18 protein-coding genes, 1 tRNA gene and 1 pseudogene are annotated in these 15,344 nt (G+C 62.2%); 5 read left to right on the top strand and 15 right to left on the bottom strand.

Translation table 11 applies throughout. The annotated features are described in order from the left end of the window. Nucleotides 1-30 precede the first annotated feature (30 nt). Nucleotides 31-843: an FkbM family methyltransferase gene (locus MESS2_RS15845; RefSeq protein ID WP_244440007.1), complete on the top strand. Its 813-nt coding sequence runs from the start codon at nt 31-33 to the stop codon at nt 841-843. Nucleotides 844-999: 156 nt separating this feature from the next. On the opposite strand, the gene MESS2_RS15840 is transcribed toward MESS2_RS15845, so the two are convergent. Then, nucleotides 1,000-1,076: transfer RNA gene (locus MESS2_RS15840), tRNA-Pro, on the bottom strand. Nucleotides 1,077-1,232: 156 nt separating this feature from the next. After that, complete coding sequence (locus MESS2_RS15835; RefSeq protein ID WP_008875388.1) at nt 1,233-1,514, bottom strand: helix-turn-helix domain-containing protein; 282 nt, start codon at nt 1,512-1,514, stop codon at nt 1,233-1,235. A 306-nt stretch (nt 1,515-1,820) separates the two neighbouring features. Between MESS2_RS15835 and MESS2_RS15830 the strand changes: the two genes are divergently transcribed. Further along, nucleotides 1,821-2,435: a hypothetical protein gene (locus MESS2_RS15830; RefSeq protein ID WP_008875386.1), complete on the top strand. Its 615-nt coding sequence runs from the start codon at nt 1,821-1,823 to the stop codon at nt 2,433-2,435. Nucleotides 2,436-2,558: 123 nt separating this feature from the next. Here the strand turns inward: MESS2_RS15830 and MESS2_RS15825 are convergent, their stop codons facing one another. Further along, entirely contained in the window at nt 2,559-2,861 is a 303-nt protein-coding gene (locus MESS2_RS15825; protein WP_008875385.1) for a hypothetical protein, read from the bottom strand. A 196-nt stretch (nt 2,862-3,057) separates the two neighbouring features. Further along, nucleotides 3,058-3,600, bottom strand: coding sequence for a MerR family transcriptional regulator (locus MESS2_RS15820; protein WP_008875383.1), 543 nt, complete (start codon nt 3,598-3,600; stop codon nt 3,058-3,060). Nucleotides 3,601-3,662: 62 nt separating this feature from the next. Between MESS2_RS15820 and MESS2_RS33840 the strand changes: the two genes are divergently transcribed. Continuing rightward, nucleotides 3,663-3,785 (top strand): hypothetical protein, encoded by a 123-nt coding sequence (locus tag MESS2_RS33840; RefSeq protein ID WP_280113321.1) that lies wholly within the window; start codon nt 3,663-3,665, stop codon nt 3,783-3,785. Nucleotides 3,786-3,795: 10 nt separating this feature from the next. Here MESS2_RS33840 and MESS2_RS15815 read toward each other — a convergent pair whose 3' ends face one another. From MESS2_RS15815 to MESS2_RS15795, 5 genes are all read right to left on the bottom strand, one after another. Beyond that, on the bottom strand, nt 3,796-4,119 hold the full coding sequence (locus MESS2_RS15815) for an integration host factor subunit alpha (protein WP_008875382.1): 324 nt from the start codon (nt 4,117-4,119) through the stop codon (nt 3,796-3,798). 102 nt (nt 4,120-4,221) lie between these two features. Then, a complete protein-coding gene (locus MESS2_RS15810; RefSeq protein WP_008875381.1) occupies nt 4,222-5,193 on the bottom strand; it encodes a beta-ketoacyl-ACP synthase III in 972 nt (323 codons plus the stop codon). A 9-nt stretch (nt 5,194-5,202) separates the two neighbouring features. Beyond that, nucleotides 5,203-6,273, bottom strand: coding sequence for a phosphate acyltransferase PlsX (gene plsX, locus MESS2_RS15805; protein ID WP_008875380.1), 1,071 nt, complete (start codon nt 6,271-6,273; stop codon nt 5,203-5,205). 130 nt (nt 6,274-6,403) lie between these two features. Beyond that, on the bottom strand, nt 6,404-6,952 hold the full coding sequence (locus MESS2_RS15800) for a YceD family protein (protein ID WP_008875379.1): 549 nt from the start codon (nt 6,950-6,952) through the stop codon (nt 6,404-6,406). Between the two features lie 26 nt (nt 6,953-6,978). Then, nucleotides 6,979-7,521 (bottom strand): ubiquinol-cytochrome C chaperone family protein, encoded by a 543-nt coding sequence (locus tag MESS2_RS15795; protein ID WP_008875378.1) that lies wholly within the window; start codon nt 7,519-7,521, stop codon nt 6,979-6,981. Between the two features lie 115 nt (nt 7,522-7,636). Here MESS2_RS15795 and MESS2_RS15790 point away from each other — a divergent pair, with 115 nt between their 5' ends. Next, nucleotides 7,637-8,161, top strand: a complete 525-nt coding sequence (locus MESS2_RS15790; protein ID WP_008875377.1) for an outer membrane protein assembly factor BamE — start codon at nt 7,637-7,639, stop codon at nt 8,159-8,161. Nucleotides 8,162-8,263: 102 nt separating this feature from the next. On the opposite strand, the gene MESS2_RS15785 is transcribed toward MESS2_RS15790, so the two are convergent. Both MESS2_RS15785 and MESS2_RS15780 read right to left on the bottom strand, forming a co-directional pair. Continuing rightward, on the bottom strand, nt 8,264-10,405 hold the full coding sequence (locus MESS2_RS15785; protein ID WP_008875376.1) for a sodium-translocating pyrophosphatase: 2,142 nt from the start codon (nt 10,403-10,405) through the stop codon (nt 8,264-8,266). Between the two features lie 234 nt (nt 10,406-10,639). Next, nucleotides 10,640-11,140, bottom strand: a complete 501-nt coding sequence (locus tag MESS2_RS15780) for a DUF2165 family protein (protein ID WP_040593218.1) — start codon at nt 11,138-11,140, stop codon at nt 10,640-10,642. Here MESS2_RS15780 and MESS2_RS15775 point away from each other — a divergent pair. After that, a complete protein-coding gene (locus MESS2_RS15775) occupies nt 11,139-11,444 on the top strand; it encodes a hypothetical protein (protein ID WP_008875374.1) in 306 nt (101 codons plus the stop codon). The two genes, MESS2_RS15780 and MESS2_RS15775, sit on opposite strands and share 2 nt — an antisense overlap. 8 nt (nt 11,445-11,452) lie before the next feature. Here the strand turns inward: MESS2_RS15775 and MESS2_RS15770 are convergent, their stop codons facing one another. The 4 genes and pseudogenes from MESS2_RS15770 to osmF all read right to left on the bottom strand — a co-directional run bounded on the left by MESS2_RS15770 (nt 11,453) and on the right by osmF (nt 15,283). Continuing rightward, a complete protein-coding gene (locus tag MESS2_RS15770) occupies nt 11,453-12,202 on the bottom strand; it encodes an ABC transporter permease (RefSeq protein ID WP_040593240.1) in 750 nt (249 codons plus the stop codon). 11 nt (nt 12,203-12,213) lie between these two features. Beyond that, nucleotides 12,214-13,152, bottom strand: coding sequence for an ABC transporter ATP-binding protein (locus MESS2_RS15765; RefSeq protein WP_008875372.1), 939 nt, complete (start codon nt 13,150-13,152; stop codon nt 12,214-12,216). Then, complete coding sequence (locus MESS2_RS15760; RefSeq protein ID WP_040593238.1) at nt 13,149-14,312, bottom strand: ABC transporter permease; 1,164 nt, start codon at nt 14,310-14,312, stop codon at nt 13,149-13,151. Before MESS2_RS15760 ends, MESS2_RS15765 begins: the two co-directional genes overlap by 4 nt. 58 nt (nt 14,313-14,370) lie before the next feature. After that, a pseudogene (gene osmF, locus MESS2_RS15755) lies at nt 14,371-15,283 on the bottom strand (glycine betaine ABC transporter substrate-binding protein OsmF). Nucleotides 15,284-15,344 lie beyond the last annotated feature (61 nt).

The raw sequence follows: 15,344 nt of genomic DNA, 5'->3' as shown, positions 1-15,344 counted from the left end.
AAGCCTTATCGGGACGGAAAGGCACACGGGGTGGCGGGCAATCCGGACGAGTATGTTCATCGTCGCAACGGGCCGATGGCCCAATTGGCAACAAAGCTTGCCAGAAAGACGCAGCAAGCAGCAGACGTCCTGAGAACCGAGGGGCTTGGTCGGTTCATCCAATTATCAGCCTGGTCGTTGAGCGAACCGCTTAGGTCGCTATGGCTCCGTCGCCGTGTTGGGACCGATGCAAGGCAGGCATCGTCCAAGCTCAAGGCAGAGGGAAAGCGCGGATTGTTTATCGACTGTGGTTCAAACATCGGCCAGGGATATAAATACTTTTCTCGGTACTACACTCCCGACCGCTACGACTACGTTCTGGTCGAACCCAACAAGAATTGCCTGACGCACCTTCATGCCTTGCGTTCAGAAAATGCGACGATGGAGATCGTCGTCAAGGCGGCAAGCGTGAAAGATGGCCATGCCGAACTATTCGGTCCCCCTCCGGACCGGTCGGGCCCCACCCATCAGGGTTGCTCGATCGTCTTTGGCCACAACGAAAGCTTGTATCAATCGCTACGATTTACCCCGGACCTTGTCGAAACGTTTTCGCTGTCACAGATGATCCGAGCGAAGCGTGAACTGTACGACGTGGTCGTTCTCAAGCTCGATGTCGAAGGGGCGGAGTACGAGATCCTCGACGACATGATCCGGTCCGGAAGCCATCGCGATCTCTATGCCGCGTACGTGGAATTCCACTCTCTCACATTGCACAAATCCGAGAGGCGAAAGAAACGCGTCGCAGAATCCCAAATCATATATGCATTCCTCAAGGCGGGCACACGCTTCAGCGAATGGATATAGCGTCCACGATCGGCTGCGATCCGGATCCAGGCAGGCGGCCCGCGCATATCGCGCGCGGCAGTGCCACTGCTGGTGATCGCGATGCTTGTCATCCGGCAGCTTCCGGCAGCGGCCAAGGCATGACGGACTTTTGGGGGCAAGTCCAAGTCTTGAAAATGGTCGGAGTGGCCGGATTCGAACCGACGACCCCTTGACCCCCAGTCAAGTGCGCTACCGGGCTGCGCTACACTCCGGACCGGTCGCGATGTATCTTGATAACCTGCTTGGGGTCAATCAAATTCGGCGCCTGTCGCGCCAATGTCCAGCGCCGGATTTGGAGTCCCGTGGAGAACTTCAAATCCAAAGCGCCGTTGGCAGCTTGTTTAAGCGGCCCCCCGGCGTCGCCATTATCAGACGGATCGATTTTCCGTAGGTTGCGCCAGCACAGGCGGATTGATCAGCGCACCTTCCGGAAGCCGAAGCGCCGCGGCAATGCGCCGAAGCTTCGATGGGTCGGCATCCCTACCGCTTTCGATTTCCGTGATCTCATTGATGGACAGGCCGCATGTCAGGGACAGCTCTTCCAGACTGTATCCCCTGGTTTCCCGGATGGCTCTGAGGGCGCTGTGATCGGGCGCAATCTCGGTTGCCGCCAGTTCGGAGAAGGTATCGCGTTTTGCTATGTTGGACATTGGCAACTCCGTGGGCTGAAAGAGTTTTGGTCAAATCATGTTGTTGCCTGAGACGGCGGGAGAATGCCCTCTTATCGACAGTTTGCCAAGCACCAAAGAAACCGTCACAGCATCGTGATGCCAGCCCGAAAAATCAGCCGGCACCGATCTCGCGGCGCGATATGGAATGCCATGCCGATCAAGTTGTTTTGAAGGGTCGAGCGCCGAATTGTTCAACGGTTTTGGACCGCTGGCTCGTTAGGCAATTGTCGCTGGCTTGCTAGCCATTTGGCCATTTCCGGCCAGCCTTTCGAAAGGATCGGATCCATGGACTTGAAGACAATTGTTGTTGTGCTCGGCACGATTTCCGGCTTTGCCGGGAGCACTATGATCGCCGCTCGGGCGGCCGATACCGTACGGGTGCGCGGCACGGTGGTCAGTTTCGAACCGTCATTGCTCACCGTGAAGACCCGGGAAGGCAGCACCGACGCCATAAAACTACCCACGGACTGGAAGATCTCGGGCGTCGCCAAGGTGTCAGCCGAAGACATCAAACGGGGCGACTTCGTCGGCGTCGCTTCGGTTGCGAAGACGGATGGCGGCAGCGGGGCGCTCGAAGTGGTGATCTTTCCCGCAGCCCTCAAGGGGACCGGCGAAGGCGATCGTCCATGGGACCTTCAGCCCAACAGCCGGATGACCAACGGCACCATCGCCGACGTGACTGAAGTCAACGGCCGGACGGTGACCCTGACCTACGACAATGGCCAGAAGAAAGAGATCGCCATACCGCAATCGACGCCGATCATAACCTTCGCCGCCGCCACGCCGGCGGATCTCAAGCCAGGCGCGACCGTCTTCGTCACCGCCGAGCGCGGCAGCGACGGCACACTGGTCGCCAGTCGGGTCGTGGTTGGAAACAGCGGTGTCGTCCCACTGATGTGAGGCCGTGGCCGCCCGGAGTGAAGGGCCCTTCAGACACAATCCAGAAACAAAATTCTACACTCCGGAAAAACTGTCGAAAAATTCCGGGGCGATAGTCCGGCCGCGGCCATCTACCGAATCGAGCTAGCGTCGGCTGAGAAGCAGGCTGGCAACCAGCCCGACGACAACCAAGCCGACGGCGGCTGCCGTCGCCGGATGATCGCGCGCCGTCTTCTCGATCGCCCTGCCTTGCTTCCTGATCGCAGGCAGAGCGTCGCCGAGGTACCCGGCAAGGTGCGAATAGTAGTCCGACGCGGCGTCGCGCCCGTCCTCGTAATAGGCGCCGCCCCGTCTGGACATGGCTTTCCTCAGCGCCGCCAGTTCCCTGGAGAGAGCTGCGACCTGCTTTTCAAGGTCGATGTCGGAGATATTCGAAAGCGATGCCATGGCAGGGTTCCTTCATTTGCAGAAGGAATCGTAACGCATGACCTCCAAGACCGTTCCGGTTTGGGAGACGGCCGCCGCCCCTTAAAGCGCGGCGCGTTTAAACGGCTTCATGCGGCAGCTTTTATGCATGTCGTTATCGCAAAAACCGCTGCGCACCCACGGGTCAAGCCCGAGGACATGCTTTTGCGCGACAGGATCAGCGCACCTGATCGAGCAGGCGCTTGCATTCCAGAAGGTCGAACAGCGCCTCCTGCAGCAAGGCGCGATTGTCGCGCGAGAGCTTCGACGCATCCGGCTGGACCGGGCCTTCCTCGTCGCTCTTGCCCAGGCCGAAAAAGCGGCGGCTCGGTTTCACCTTGGGTTGGCCGACCAGCATCTCGTCGTCCGCGCCGCGCGGCTGGGCGCCTGGCGTCAGCGGCACCGCGTCGGCCTGCCGGCGTTGCGAGATCGCCTCGACGGCCGCCATGTCGCCATTGCCGATGGCGACCAGGAAATGGTTGCCATTCTCGCGCAGCAATTTCTGCACGCCCTTGATGGTGTAGCCCTGGTCGTAGAGCATATGACGAATGCCCTTGATCAGTTCGACATCCTGCGGCCGGTAGTAGCGGCGACCACCGCCGCGCTTCATCGGCTTGATCTGGTTGAAACGCGTTTCCCAGAAACGCAGCACATGCTGCGGCAGATCGAGATCTTCCGCGACCTCGCTGATGGTGCGGAAAGCATCGGGGCTCTTGTCCATGGGCGAAATCCTCACGCTGGAGCATGATCCCGAAAAGTGGGAACCGGTTTTCGGACAAGACCATGCTCAACAAAGAGTCATCCGATCCGGCCCGTTCTGCCGAATCGGGTCTTATTTCAGCGGTTTATGAAACAACATTCAAGCCCGGCGTCAAAGAGGACCGCGGTTTTCAACCAGAGCTTTGAACCGCAGGCGCTATTTGCCGCCCTTCGCCTTGCTGTTCTGGTGGGAGCGCAGGATGCGGCTCTTCAGCACGTTGGACGACTTGAAGGTCATCACCCGGCGCGGCAGAATCGGCACTTCTTCGCCGGTCTTGGGATTGCGCCCGATGCGTTCGTTCTTGGAGCGGACATGGAATGTCGCGAAGGACGACAGTTTCACCGTCTCGCCGCGAACGATCGCATCGCAAATCTCGTCCAGAACAGCTTCGACGAGTTCAGCCGATTCAGTACGCGACAAGCCGACCTTTCGGTAAACGGCTTCGGCGAGGTCGGCGCGCGTAAGTGTCTTTCCCCCCATGCGAACCGTCCCATCAGCTCAAAACATAAATCGATACAAGCAAAGGCAGAGCCTAAGTAATTGATCCGTCAAGGTCAAGGACCGAACCTGTCAGTTCGGCACTTACCAGCGGAGCAAAACCGCGCCCCAGGTGAAGCCCCCGCCCATCGCCTCGAGCAGCACCAAGTCGCCTTTCTTGATGCGGCCATCGGCAACGGCCACCGAGAGCGCCAGCGGCACGGATGCCGCTGAGGTGTTACCGTGCAAGTCGACCGTAACCACCACCTTTCGCTCAGCTATCCCGAGCTTTTTGGCGGAAGCGTCAATAATGCGTTTATTGGCCTGATGCGGCACGAACCAGTCGAGATCCTCGGCAGTGATTCCGGCGGCCGAGAACGTCGCTTCGATGACGTCGGTGATCATGCCGACCGCATGCTTGAAAACTTCGCGACCTTCCATCCTGAGATGGCCAACGGTTCCGGTGGTCGACGGTCCGCCGTCGACGTAGAGCTTGTCCTTGTGCGTGCCGTCCGAGCGCAGGCTCGCTGCCAGCACGCCATGATCGGCGATGCTGCCCGCGCCCTCTCCTGCTTCCAGAACCATGGCGCCGGCGCCGTCGCCGAACAGGACGCAGGTCGAGCGATCGCTCCAGTCGAGGATGCGCGAGAAGGTTTCCGAGCCGATCACCAGGATCCGTTTGGCCAGGCCGCCGCGGATATAAAGATCAGCGGTCGCCACCGCATAGACGAAGCCCGAGCACACCGCCTGGAGGTCGAAGGCGAAGCCGTGATGCATGCCGAGCCGGTTCTGGATGTCAACGGCAGTCGCCGGAAAGGTGTTGTTGGGCGTCGAGGTCGCCAGCACGATCAGATCGATGTCAGCAGGCGTCAGTCCGGCATCGTCGAGGGCCGCGCGCGCCGCCGCCTCGCCGAGCGAAGCCGTCGTCTCATCGTCGGCCGCGATATGGCGCTGGCGAATACCGGTGCGCTGGGCGATCCATTCGTCCGACGTCTCGACCATGCCTTCGAAATCGGCATTCTTCATGATGCGGCGGGGCAGCGCGGCGCCCATGCCGCGCACGACTGATCTGATCAATGCTTTTTCCTATTCCTTTGCGTCGGCAACGACGTCGGATTTCCTGTTGGTCTGGGCATGCGGATTGCGCGCATGGAACAGGTCGAGATCGGCCTCGATGCGGTCGAGCAGATTGTTGCGCACCATGTCGTAGCCGAGCTCGATCGCCGCCGCGAAGCCATCCGAATCAGCACCGCCATGACTTTTCACCACAATGCCGTTCAGCCCCAGGAAGACGCCGCCATTGGAGCGGCCGACATCCATCTTTTCACGCAGGCGATCGAAGGCACCTTTGGCAAAGATATAGCCGATCCTGGCCATCAGCGTCCGGTTCATCGCGGCGCGCAAGTAACCGGCGATCTGTCTTACCGTGCCTTCCGCCGTCTTCAGCGCGATGTTGCCGGCGAATCCTTCGGTAACGACCACGTCGACGGCGCCCTTGCCGATGTCGTCGCCTTCGACGAAACCGTGGTAGTTCATCGAGGCCATGTTGGCCTCGCGCAGCATGCGGCCCGCCTCCTTGACCTCTTCCTGGCCCTTGATCTCCTCGACACCGACATTGAGCAGGCCGACGCTCGGCCGCTCGATGCCGAAAACCGAGCGCGCCATGCCGGTGCCCAGAATCGCAAAGTCAATCAGTTGATGGGCATCGGCGCCAATGGTGGCGCCGACGTCCAGCACCACGCTTTCGCCGCGCAATGTCGGCCAAAGTGCCGCGATCGCCGGACGGTCTATCGTTGCCATGGTGCGCAGGCAGAATTTCGACATCGCCATCAGGGCGCCGGTGTTGCCGGCCGAGATGCAGGCGTCGGCAGTGCCTGACTTGACCGCCTCGACCGCTTTCCACATCGACGACTTCCAGCGGCCATGGCGCAGTGCCTGGCTTGGCTTGTCGTCCATCCTCACCGATATCTCGCAGTGGATGAACTCGCTCACCTGCGCCAGCTTGGGGAATTTGGCGAGCTCGGGGCGCACTGCCTCTTCACGACCATAAATGACGAAGCGGATGTCGGGACGCCGGGTCGCGACCGTCAGGAGCGCCGGGATGACCACGCTTGGTCCGTGATCGCCGCCCATGGCATCGATGGAAATCCTGATCACGCGGTATTCATCTCACGTTTTGCTTGAGCGAGCGCCTGGCGCTTGCGATGGTTCGGGGCTCGCGAAGGTTCGGCGAAAATAGCGTTTTTGGGCTGCCGCACAACCGGCTTTTCTCTGGTTGGGTCGGGTTTCAGGATTTTCCCAGCAGGGAACGCAGCTTTTGCTGGAATTTGTTCTCCTCGGGCTCGGCATCGCCGGCGACCTCCAGCGACGCACCTTTCTTGCGTGGATAAGGATCGATCGCCAGTCCGAAGAACTGTTCGGCAAGCTCGCCGACATCGATCTTGTCGCCGGAAAAAGTCTCGGGACTGTCCGGCCCTTCGGCATCGAGCAGGATCTCGCCGCCGCCCTCGAAACCCTGCCGCCCGAGCTTGGACTCTTGCGGCAGGAACAGCGCCTCGACCGCCTCGTCGATATGGGCCTCGACCGGATCGAGGGTGACGATGCAGGCCTGTGTGATATCGGCCTCGACACGACCGCTGACCTTGACGCCATTGCGCTTCCATGGCGCCACCAGGAGCTCGGCGCGGTAGCTTTCGACGGAAAGCAGATCATGTTCGCCGGCAAGTGCTGCGCGCTGCCCGGAATCGGCATCGATCACCACCGGCAGACCCTTTTGCGGCAGGCGAGCGACGTTTGCCACGAAGGACACCGGGCTTTGGCTGTCGGCATGTTTCATCTTCCTCTCCTTCAGCCTGATTTGGTTCAGCCTGATTTGGCCACAGGAAAAGTCACCGTGCCGGAAACGATCGATTCGGCCGGCTGTTCCGCGAGATGCCTGCCGGCCTCGACCACGTAGCTTGCCAGTTGCGCAGCTTGCGGCCAAGCGCCGGCATCCGGCCTGACATTACGGGCAAGAGCAGCGGCAAGCGCGTCGTGGTCGTTTCGTTCCAGGGCGTCGTCATAGGCGGCGGTGCGGCCGTAGAACATCTTCGCCAGCTTCTTCATGCGTTTAGGCACCCCGACGTCGCCGATGCCCAGTTCGCGCAGCGAATGCTCGACATCCAGGAAGAACTCGTCGATCAGCACCTGCGCCACCTCTCCGGCAGCACCGCTCTCACCACGCAGCCGATGCTGGAGCAGGAACATGTGCAGCGACAGCATCTCGAAACGGCCGAGCGGCGTGTCCGGTACATTCCAGTCGGAATAAAACACGGTTTGCCGCGCGGATGCCACGATTTGTGCGTAAAGCGCTTCGGTGATAGCGCGGTTGGCGTGACGTTCGCGACCAAAAAGGCGCTGGAACATTTGAGGGTGGTCTCCCGGGGACCGTTTGTTGAATTGGCCTTGTTGCATCGGCAAGCAAGCTGGTTTACCGGTTTTGCGGCCCAGCGCAAGTTGCGGCAGTTTGAAGGAGTTGTTGTTGCGCGCGCTGAAATTCAAGTCGATTTTTCTGTCAAGGCCCGCCGGCATGATTTCGCTGCTGGTGGTCGCTTCTGCGCTTTCCGCCTGCAATTCGTCCAAGATGGTCGGCGATCTCAATCCGAGCGAGACGCTGACGCAGGGTTATGTGATCGACCAGCAGGCGATCGACTCGGTGCCGGTCGGCTCCAGCCGCGAACAGGTGCTGCTGGCGCTCGGCACGCCGTCGACGACAGCTACGTTCGACAATGAGGCCTTCTATTACATTTCGCAGACGCGCAAGCGTTACGTCGCCTTCGACAAGCCTCGTCTGGTCGACCAGAAAGTGCTGGCGGTGTATTTCGGCGACGATGGGCGCGTCACCCAGATCGCCAATTACGGCATGAAGGACGGCAAGGTGTTCGACTTCATCTCGCGCACCACGCCGACCGGCGGCAAGGACCAGAACTTCCTCAGCCAGATCATCAACGGCGCCAGCAAACTGGCGCCCGGCATCCCCGGCGGCGGATCGTCGCCAGGCATGTGATCCCTGCCCGGCGGTTCACCGCTTGGCATCAGAAATCAGGCAACAAAAAACCCGCCGGATCGCTCCGGCGGGTTTTTATTTGAACCGATAGTGCTGTAGTAGTCAGCCGTGCGCGAGCACAGCCAGCAGCAGCAGAGCGACGATGTTGGTGATCTTGATCGCCGGGTTGACCGCCGGGCCGGCGGTGTCCTTGTAGGGATCGCCAACCGTGTCGCCAGTCACCGAGGCCTTGTGCGCCTCGGAACCCTTGAGGTGCTTGACGCCGTTCTTGTCGGTGAAGCCGTCCTCGAACGACTTCTTGGCGTTGTCCCAGGCGCCGCCGCCCGAGGTCATCGAGATGGCGACGAACAGGCCGTTGACGATGACGCCGAGCAACGAGGCGCCGAGGGCGGCAAAGGCGGAGGCCTTCGAACCCGAGATCAGCAGCACGCCGAAATAGACGACCAGCGGCGCCAGCACCGGCAGCAGCGACGGGATGATCATCTCCCGAATCGCCGCCTTGGTCAGAAGATCGACGGCGCGCGCGTAGTTCGGCTTCGAGGTACCGGCCATGATGCCCGGATCCTCGCGGAACTGCTTGCGCACTTCCTCGACGATGGCGCCCGCGGCGCGGCCGACAGCAGTCATGGCGATGCCGCCGAACAGGTATGGGATGAGGCCGCCGAAGATCAGGCCGGCGACGACGTAAGGGTTGGAGAGATCGAAGGAGATTTCGCCCATGCCCTGGAAATAGGGATATTTGTCGCCATTGGCGGCAAAGAACTTCAGGTCGTTGGAGTAGGCGGCGAACAGCACCAGCGCGCCGAGGCCGGCCGAACCGATGGCGTAGCCCTTGGTCACCGCCTTGGTGGTGTTGCCGACGGCGTCGAGCGCGTCGGTCGAGTGGCGCACTTCCTTGGGCAGGCCAGCCATTTCGGCAATGCCGCCGGCATTGTCGGTTACCGGGCCGAAGGCGTCGAGCGCGACGATCATGCCGGCGAGGCCGAGCATCGTGGTGACCGCGATCGCCGTGCCATAGAGGCCGGCGAGCTGGTAGGTGGAGATGATGCCGCCGACGATGACGATCGCCGGAAGCGCCGTCGATTCCAGCGAAACCGCAAGGCCCTGGATGACGTTGGTGCCGTGACCGGTCACCGACGCCTGGGCGATGGAGTTCACCGGGCGCTTGTTGGTGCCGGTGTAGTATTCGGTGATGACCACGATCAGGCCGGTCACAACCAAGCCAATCAACCCGCAGATGAACAGGTTCTTGCCGGTGATGGCCATGCCGGCGACGGTGCCGATCTCGCCCCAGCCGAGCGTTACGGAGGTGGCGACGGCGAGCCCGACGACCGACAGCAGGCCGGTAACGATCAGGCCCTTGTAGAGCGCGCCCATGATCGAGCCGTTGGAGCCAAGCCTGACGAAGAAAGTGCCGACGATCGAGGTCAGGATGCAGGCGCCGCAGATGGCGAGCGGATATAGCATCGTGGCGCCTAGAACGGCCGTGCCGCCGAAGAAGATGGCGGCGAGAACCATGGTGGCGACGACGGTCACCGCGTAGGTTTCGAACAAGTCGGCGGCCATGCCTGCGCAGTCGCCGACATTGTCGCCGACATTGTCGGCGATGGTGGCGGGATTGCGCGGATCGTCTTCGGGAATGCCGGCCTCGACCTTGCCGACGAGATCGCCGCCGACGTCGGCGCCCTTGGTGAAGATACCGCCGCCGAGACGGGCGAAGATCGAGATCAGCGAGGCGCCGAAGCCGAGCGAAACCAGCGAATCGATGACGATGCGGTCGTTCGGCTGGAGACCCATGAAATGGGTGAGGATCAAATAGTAGATGGAAACGCCGAGCAGCGCGAGGCCGGCAACCAGCATGCCGGTGATGGCGCCCGACTTGAAGGCGATGTCGAGGCCGGCGGCGAGGCTGTTGGAAGCGGCTTGCGCGGTGCGCACATTGGCGCGCACCGAAACATGCATGCCGATGAAGCCGGCCGCGCCCGACAGAACCGCGCCGATCAGGAAGCCGATGGCGGCGGTAGCGGAAAGCAGCCACCAGGCGAGCAGCAGGACGACGACGCCGACGATGGCGATGGTGGTGTACTGGCGTGCCAGATAAGCCTGAGCGCCTTCGCGGATGGCCGCGGAGATTTCCTGCATGCGTGCATTGCCTTGGTCGGCCGCAAGGACCGAACGTGTCGCCCAGATGGCGTAAAGGACTGAAAGCAGGCCGCAGGCGATGACGGCGGAAATAATGGTCATTGCCTAATTTTCCTCGATTGATGGCCCAAAAGAACCCCTCCCTGGGCCGTTGAGACGGGAAGCGGATTCCGTGCGCGGAATCCGCTTCCTTCGCATCGGCTTATGCGAAACAGGGCCGCGAACGTCAAGATATTGTTCGATTTTTGCCCGGCTTTCGCCCAAAAGCCGTAGGGAGACGGCATGCCCTTCGGCGATGCCGCTCGATTAGATCGATTGAAATCGGCCGGCGCCTGCTCAGCTTTTGCGCAGGTCACTGTCAGGCTGGATAACGAAGATCAGCACCGCCAGCATGGTCATGTAGAATTTGAACGCCGCCTCCTGACCGTTCCATGTCGAAGACTGCCACATGGCGAACCACTCGCCGCCGACGACCATGAAGCCGAAATACCAAACGAGGAAACCCATGGTGGCGGCGATCACCACGAATTTCTTGGCATCGTTGAAAACCTGCCCGCTGGCATTGCGCGCCTGCCACAAATTCCAGGCGGCGATCAGATAGAGCAGGCAGGTCAGCGCCTCGCCGAGGATGATCAGCCAGTAGCCTGCGGTCCACAGCGACGGGTTGGTGATCGAGCGATACATCAGCGCGTTGCCGGGAAAGGTTGTGTCCATGCTCAACACATGCTGGACAAAGGCGAAGTTTGAGCCGTAATCGGTGATGTTGCCGAAGGCGACGAGGAAGGCGAAAGCCGCCAGACACAGACACATGACGATCTTGGAGAAACGCAAGGTCATGGCAAGAACTCCTGCTGAAAGATCGGGGCATCGCGCTCATCAATCGCCGAGTCCCGAAGATCGCGCAACTGGAGAGCCGGCGATCATCACACTCACAGTCGTCGCGAGACATTATGCCAGCAAGCAAGGCATCGCCGAGGTTGTCGAAACGCTCGATCTCGGCAGCGATTGCGCCGTCGGAGATCTTGTTTCTCTCGTGAAAGCTGGAACCAGGCACGATTTCGCGGTCATCCGCCGCCGCTGGATTGTCGGCGAGACAGGCATCACGCTCGAACTGACGCTCGACCACCCCGCGCGAGCTTGAATGTTGAACTACTCTGCCTCGCGTCCCATGCGGCGCGCTGTATAGCGCTCGATCGCCGAGAGCCCGTCATAGATAAGCACGGCAAGGGCTGCGACGATCAGGCCGCCCTGCAGGACGAAGGCGAGATTGTTCGATAATAGACCGGCGATGATCACCTCGCCCAGGGTCTTTGCCGCCACCGTCGAGCCGATGGTCGCGGTGGCCAGGCTGATGACCACCGACAGCCGGATGCCGCCCAGAATGATCGGCGCGCTGAGCGGCAGTTCCACCTTGGTAAGCCTTTGCCAGCCGGTCATGCCGGCGCCGCGCGCCGCCTCGACCACATTGGCCGGCAGCGTCGTCAGGCCGGTCAGCGCATTCTCGAAGATCGGCAACAGGCCGTAGAGGAACAGCGCGATCAGCGTTGGTTTCTCGCCGAAGCCGACGGCCGGCACGGCGAGCGCCAGCACCGCCACCGGCGGAAAGGTCTGGCCGATATTGACCAGGCTGCGCGACAGCGGCAGGAACTCGACGCCGGCCGGCCTGGTGACGAGGATGGCGAGCGCCACGGCGACGATGGTCGCGGCCACCGTGGCGATCAGCACGGTCCTGAGATGCAGCAGCGTCAATGTCAAAAGGCTGCCCTGATTGTAGATCGCCGGCGCATTGTTTTCCGTCAGCGGCTTCAACAGGGGTTCAAACCAGCCGGGATTGGTCACGAAGGCGACCAGCAACACCACCAGCGCAAGCCTGAGCAGCGATGGAAGCCAAGTTTTTATACCGGCCTCCTTCATGCCGGCCTCGCCGCGCGCTTCACCAGCCCGTCCACGGTGACGCGGCCGAGCGGCTTGCCGTCATCGCCTTTCACCGGCAGCGCCGGCCGGCCGGACCACAACAACTCGGCCAAGGCGTCGCGTTGGCTGGCGTCGCCGGGGATCGCCTCGCCTTCGGCGGTCCCCTTCTCCACCGCGTCGCGCACGCGGCCGAGCGACAGCAGCCGGAACGGCTTTTCGCTGGCGCCGACCAGCGTCTCGACGAAGGCGCTGGCCGGCTTCGCCAGGATCTCCGCCGGCTTGGCATATTGCACCAGCTTGCCGGCATCCATGACCGCGATCTTGTCGCCCATATGCACGGCCTCCTCCATGTCATGGGTGACAAGGATGATGGTGGTGCCGAAGCGCTTCTGGATCGCCAGCAAATCCTCCTGCGCCTTGTTGCGGATGATCGGGTCGAGCGCACCGAACGGCTCGTCCATCAGAAGCACGTTCGGCTCGGCGGCAAGCGCGCGGGCGACACCAACGCGCTGCTGCTGGCCGCCGGACAATTCGTGCGGATAGCGCGGCCCGAACGCTTCGGGGTCGAGCTGGTAGAGGGTCATCAATTCGTCGACGCGGGCCTTGATCCGGGCCTTGTCCCAGCCGAGCAGCACCGGCACGGTGGCGATGTTCTGCGCCACCGTGCGGTGCGGAAACAGGCCGTGGCCCTGGATGGCGTAGCCGATGCTGCGGCGCAGCTCGTAGCCGGGCAGCGAACGGTTGTCGGCGCCGTCGAGCTTGATCACCCCCGAGCTCGGTTCGACCAGCCGGTTGATCATGCGCAGCAGCGTCGTCTTGCCGGAGCCGGAAGTGCCGACAATCACGGCGATGGTGCGTGGTTCGATCAGCATCGACACGTCGTCGACGACGGTCGTCGCGTCATAGCGCTTGGTAATGCCTTCGATCTCGATCATGCCGTTTCAACCCTGCGCTTGGTGGCGGTCATTTCGATCGCTGCGTCGAGGATGATGGCCGCGGCAAAGGCCAGGGCCACCGTCGGCACCGCGCCGAGCAGCACCAGATCCATCGCCGTCTGGCCAACGCCCTGGAACACGAACACGCCGAAGCCGCCGCCGCCGATCAGCGCGGCAATCGTGGCGAGGCCGATATTCTGCACCAGCACGATGCGGATGCCGGTGAGGATGACCGGAAAGGCCAATGGAAACTCGACGCCGAACAGGCGCTGGCGATCGGTCATGCCCATGCCGCGGGCGGCGTCGTTGGCGGCGCGCGGCACACCGGCGAGGCCGACCACGGTGTTGGCCACCACCGGCAACAGCGAATAGAGGAACAGCGCGAGGAAGGCGGGCGCGGTGCCGATGCCGCGAATGCCGAGGGAGGCCGCGCCCGGGACATGCACGGCGACCCAGCCGAGCGGCGCGATCAGCAGGCCGAACAGCGCGATGGAGGGGATGGTCTGGATGATGTTGAGCACATTCAGCACGCCGGCGCGCAATTTGTCGACGCGGTGGCAGAGGATGCCGAGCGGCAGACCAACGACCGCCGCCGCCGCCAGCGAGCCCAGCGCCAGCGTCACATGCTTGGAGCCCTCCGCCCAGAAACTGTCGGCACGGTTGGCATACTCCTTGAGGATCGACAGGTTGTTCCAGCTTCCCGAAGCCAAAAGCAGACCAATCGCAAGCGCAGCCAAGACCAGCACGCCGACGCGCGCCCATGGCGACAGGTTCAATCGTGTCAGCACATCGGCGAGCAAAAGCGTAAAGGCGAAGATGAGCAGCCAGAACCCTGAGGCGGGCGAAATGCGCGCGAACGCATTGCCCTCAGGCGTCAGGAAACTGCCGGCGACACCGATCAGGACGGCAAGGGCTGCAAGTGCGACCACGCTGGCCGCAAGGCGCAGGATCAGCGGCGTCTTCAACAGCGCGACGAGCGCCGCGGCGACGACGGTCGCCAGCAGCAGCGAGCCTGTCGCCGCAGGCAGAGCCTCGAGCATCGAGCGTGCCTCGCCGGGCACGATGCGGTTGGCGCGGAAGGTGGCGAAGGGCGCCGCGAAAGCGGCATAGGCGACGATCGCGGCGATGACCACGCCGAGCTTATCGAACCGGATGGTCATGGCGCGCGGCCGCCAGAGGGGGGCGCCTCGCACCGGCGTCATCTTCAAAACGGGCTGACTACTTCAAGAACCCGTTCTTCTTCAAAAAGTCCTCGGCGACGCCCTTGACCGGCTCACCGCCGACCTGCACGCGGCCATTCAATTCCTGCAGCGTGACGAGGTCGAGCTTGGCGAAGACCGGCTTCAAGAGCGTCTCGATATCCGGGTGCTCCTTCAGCACCGCCTCGCGGATGATCGGCGCTGGCTGGTAGACAGGCTGCACGCCCTTGTCGTCATCGAGCACGACCAGGCCGGACGGCGCGATGCCGCCGTCGGTGCCGTAGACCATGGCGGCGTTGGCGCCATTGGTCTGGGTTCGCCGCCGCGGCAATGGTCGCAGCCGTGTCGCCGCCGGACAGCGTGATCAGTTGTTCCGGCTTCAGCGTAAAGCCGTAGGTGGTCTGGAAGGCCGGAAGTGCTGCCGCCGAATTGACGAACTCAGCCGAAGCCGCCAGCACCACCTGACCGCCGCCGGAAACGTATTTGCCGAAATCGGAAAGCGTGGCCAGCTTGTTGGTCTCGGCGACCTCCTTGCGCAGCGCGATCGCCCAGGTGTTGTTGGCCGGCGACGGCGACAGCCAGACGATCTTGTTGGCGTCGTAGTCGAGTTTCTTCGCCGTCTCATACGCCTTGGCGGCATCCTTCCAGACGGGATCGTCGGCCTTCTCGAAGAAGAAGGCGGCATTGCCGGTGTATTCCGGATAGATATCGATCTCGCCGGCGGTGATCGCCTTGCGCACCACCGGGGTGCCACCGAGCTGAATGCGGTCGGTCGTCTGGATGTTGTTGGCGTTCAACACCAGCTGGATGATGTTGCCGAGCACGCCGCCTTCGGTGTCGATCTTCGACGACACCACCACCTGAGCGCTTGCGGAGGCTGCGGTGATGCCGAGCGCCAGCGCCGCGCCGACCAGAAGCTTGATTGAAAACATGGTGAGATCCCTTGCTGTGAACCGGAATGCGGTTGCCGCATATGAGCATGGCTTCAACGCA

The sequence above is a fragment of the Mesorhizobium metallidurans STM 2683 genome (assembly GCF_000350085.1).
Classification (GTDB): Bacteria; Pseudomonadota; Alphaproteobacteria; order Rhizobiales; family Rhizobiaceae; genus Mesorhizobium; species Mesorhizobium metallidurans.
Note: the sequence above shows the minus strand (reverse complement) of the source record. Positions and strands in the feature narration are given on the sequence as shown.

Bases quoted from the DNA above. Each gene is read 5' to 3' on its own strand.
- MESS2_RS15780 (WP_040593218.1), bottom strand. From the start codon at position 11,140: ATGACCTTGCGTTTCTCCAAGATCGTCATGTGTCTGTGTCTGGCGGCT.
- MESS2_RS15785 (WP_008875376.1), bottom strand. From the start codon at position 10,405: ATGACCATTATTTCCGCCGTCATCGCCTGCGGCCTGCTTTCAGTCCTT.
- MESS2_RS15765 (WP_008875372.1), bottom strand. From the start codon at position 13,152: ATGATCGAGATCGAAGGCATTACCAAGCGCTATGACGCGACGACCGTC.
- MESS2_RS15800 (WP_008875379.1), bottom strand. From the start codon at position 6,952: ATGAAACATGCCGACAGCCAAAGCCCGGTGTCCTTCGTGGCAAACGTC.
- MESS2_RS15815 (WP_008875382.1), bottom strand. From the start codon at position 4,119: ATGGGGGGAAAGACACTTACGCGCGCCGACCTCGCCGAAGCCGTTTAC.
- MESS2_RS15760 (WP_040593238.1), bottom strand. From the start codon at position 14,312: ATGACCATCCGGTTCGATAAGCTCGGCGTGGTCATCGCCGCGATCGTC.
- MESS2_RS15825 (WP_008875385.1), bottom strand. From the start codon at position 2,861: ATGGCATCGCTTTCGAATATCTCCGACATCGACCTTGAAAAGCAGGTC.
- MESS2_RS15830 (WP_008875386.1), top strand. From the start codon at position 1,821: ATGGACTTGAAGACAATTGTTGTTGTGCTCGGCACGATTTCCGGCTTT.
- MESS2_RS15835 (WP_008875388.1), bottom strand. From the start codon at position 1,514: ATGTCCAACATAGCAAAACGCGATACCTTCTCCGAACTGGCGGCAACC.
- MESS2_RS15795 (WP_008875378.1), bottom strand. From the start codon at position 7,521: ATGTTCCAGCGCCTTTTTGGTCGCGAACGTCACGCCAACCGCGCTATC.
- MESS2_RS33840 (WP_280113321.1), top strand. From the start codon at position 3,663: ATGCTCAACAAAGAGTCATCCGATCCGGCCCGTTCTGCCGAATCGGGT.
- MESS2_RS15775 (WP_008875374.1), top strand. From the start codon at position 11,139: ATGGCAAGAACTCCTGCTGAAAGATCGGGGCATCGCGCTCATCAATCG.
- MESS2_RS15820 (WP_008875383.1), bottom strand. From the start codon at position 3,600: ATGGACAAGAGCCCCGATGCTTTCCGCACCATCAGCGAGGTCGCGGAA.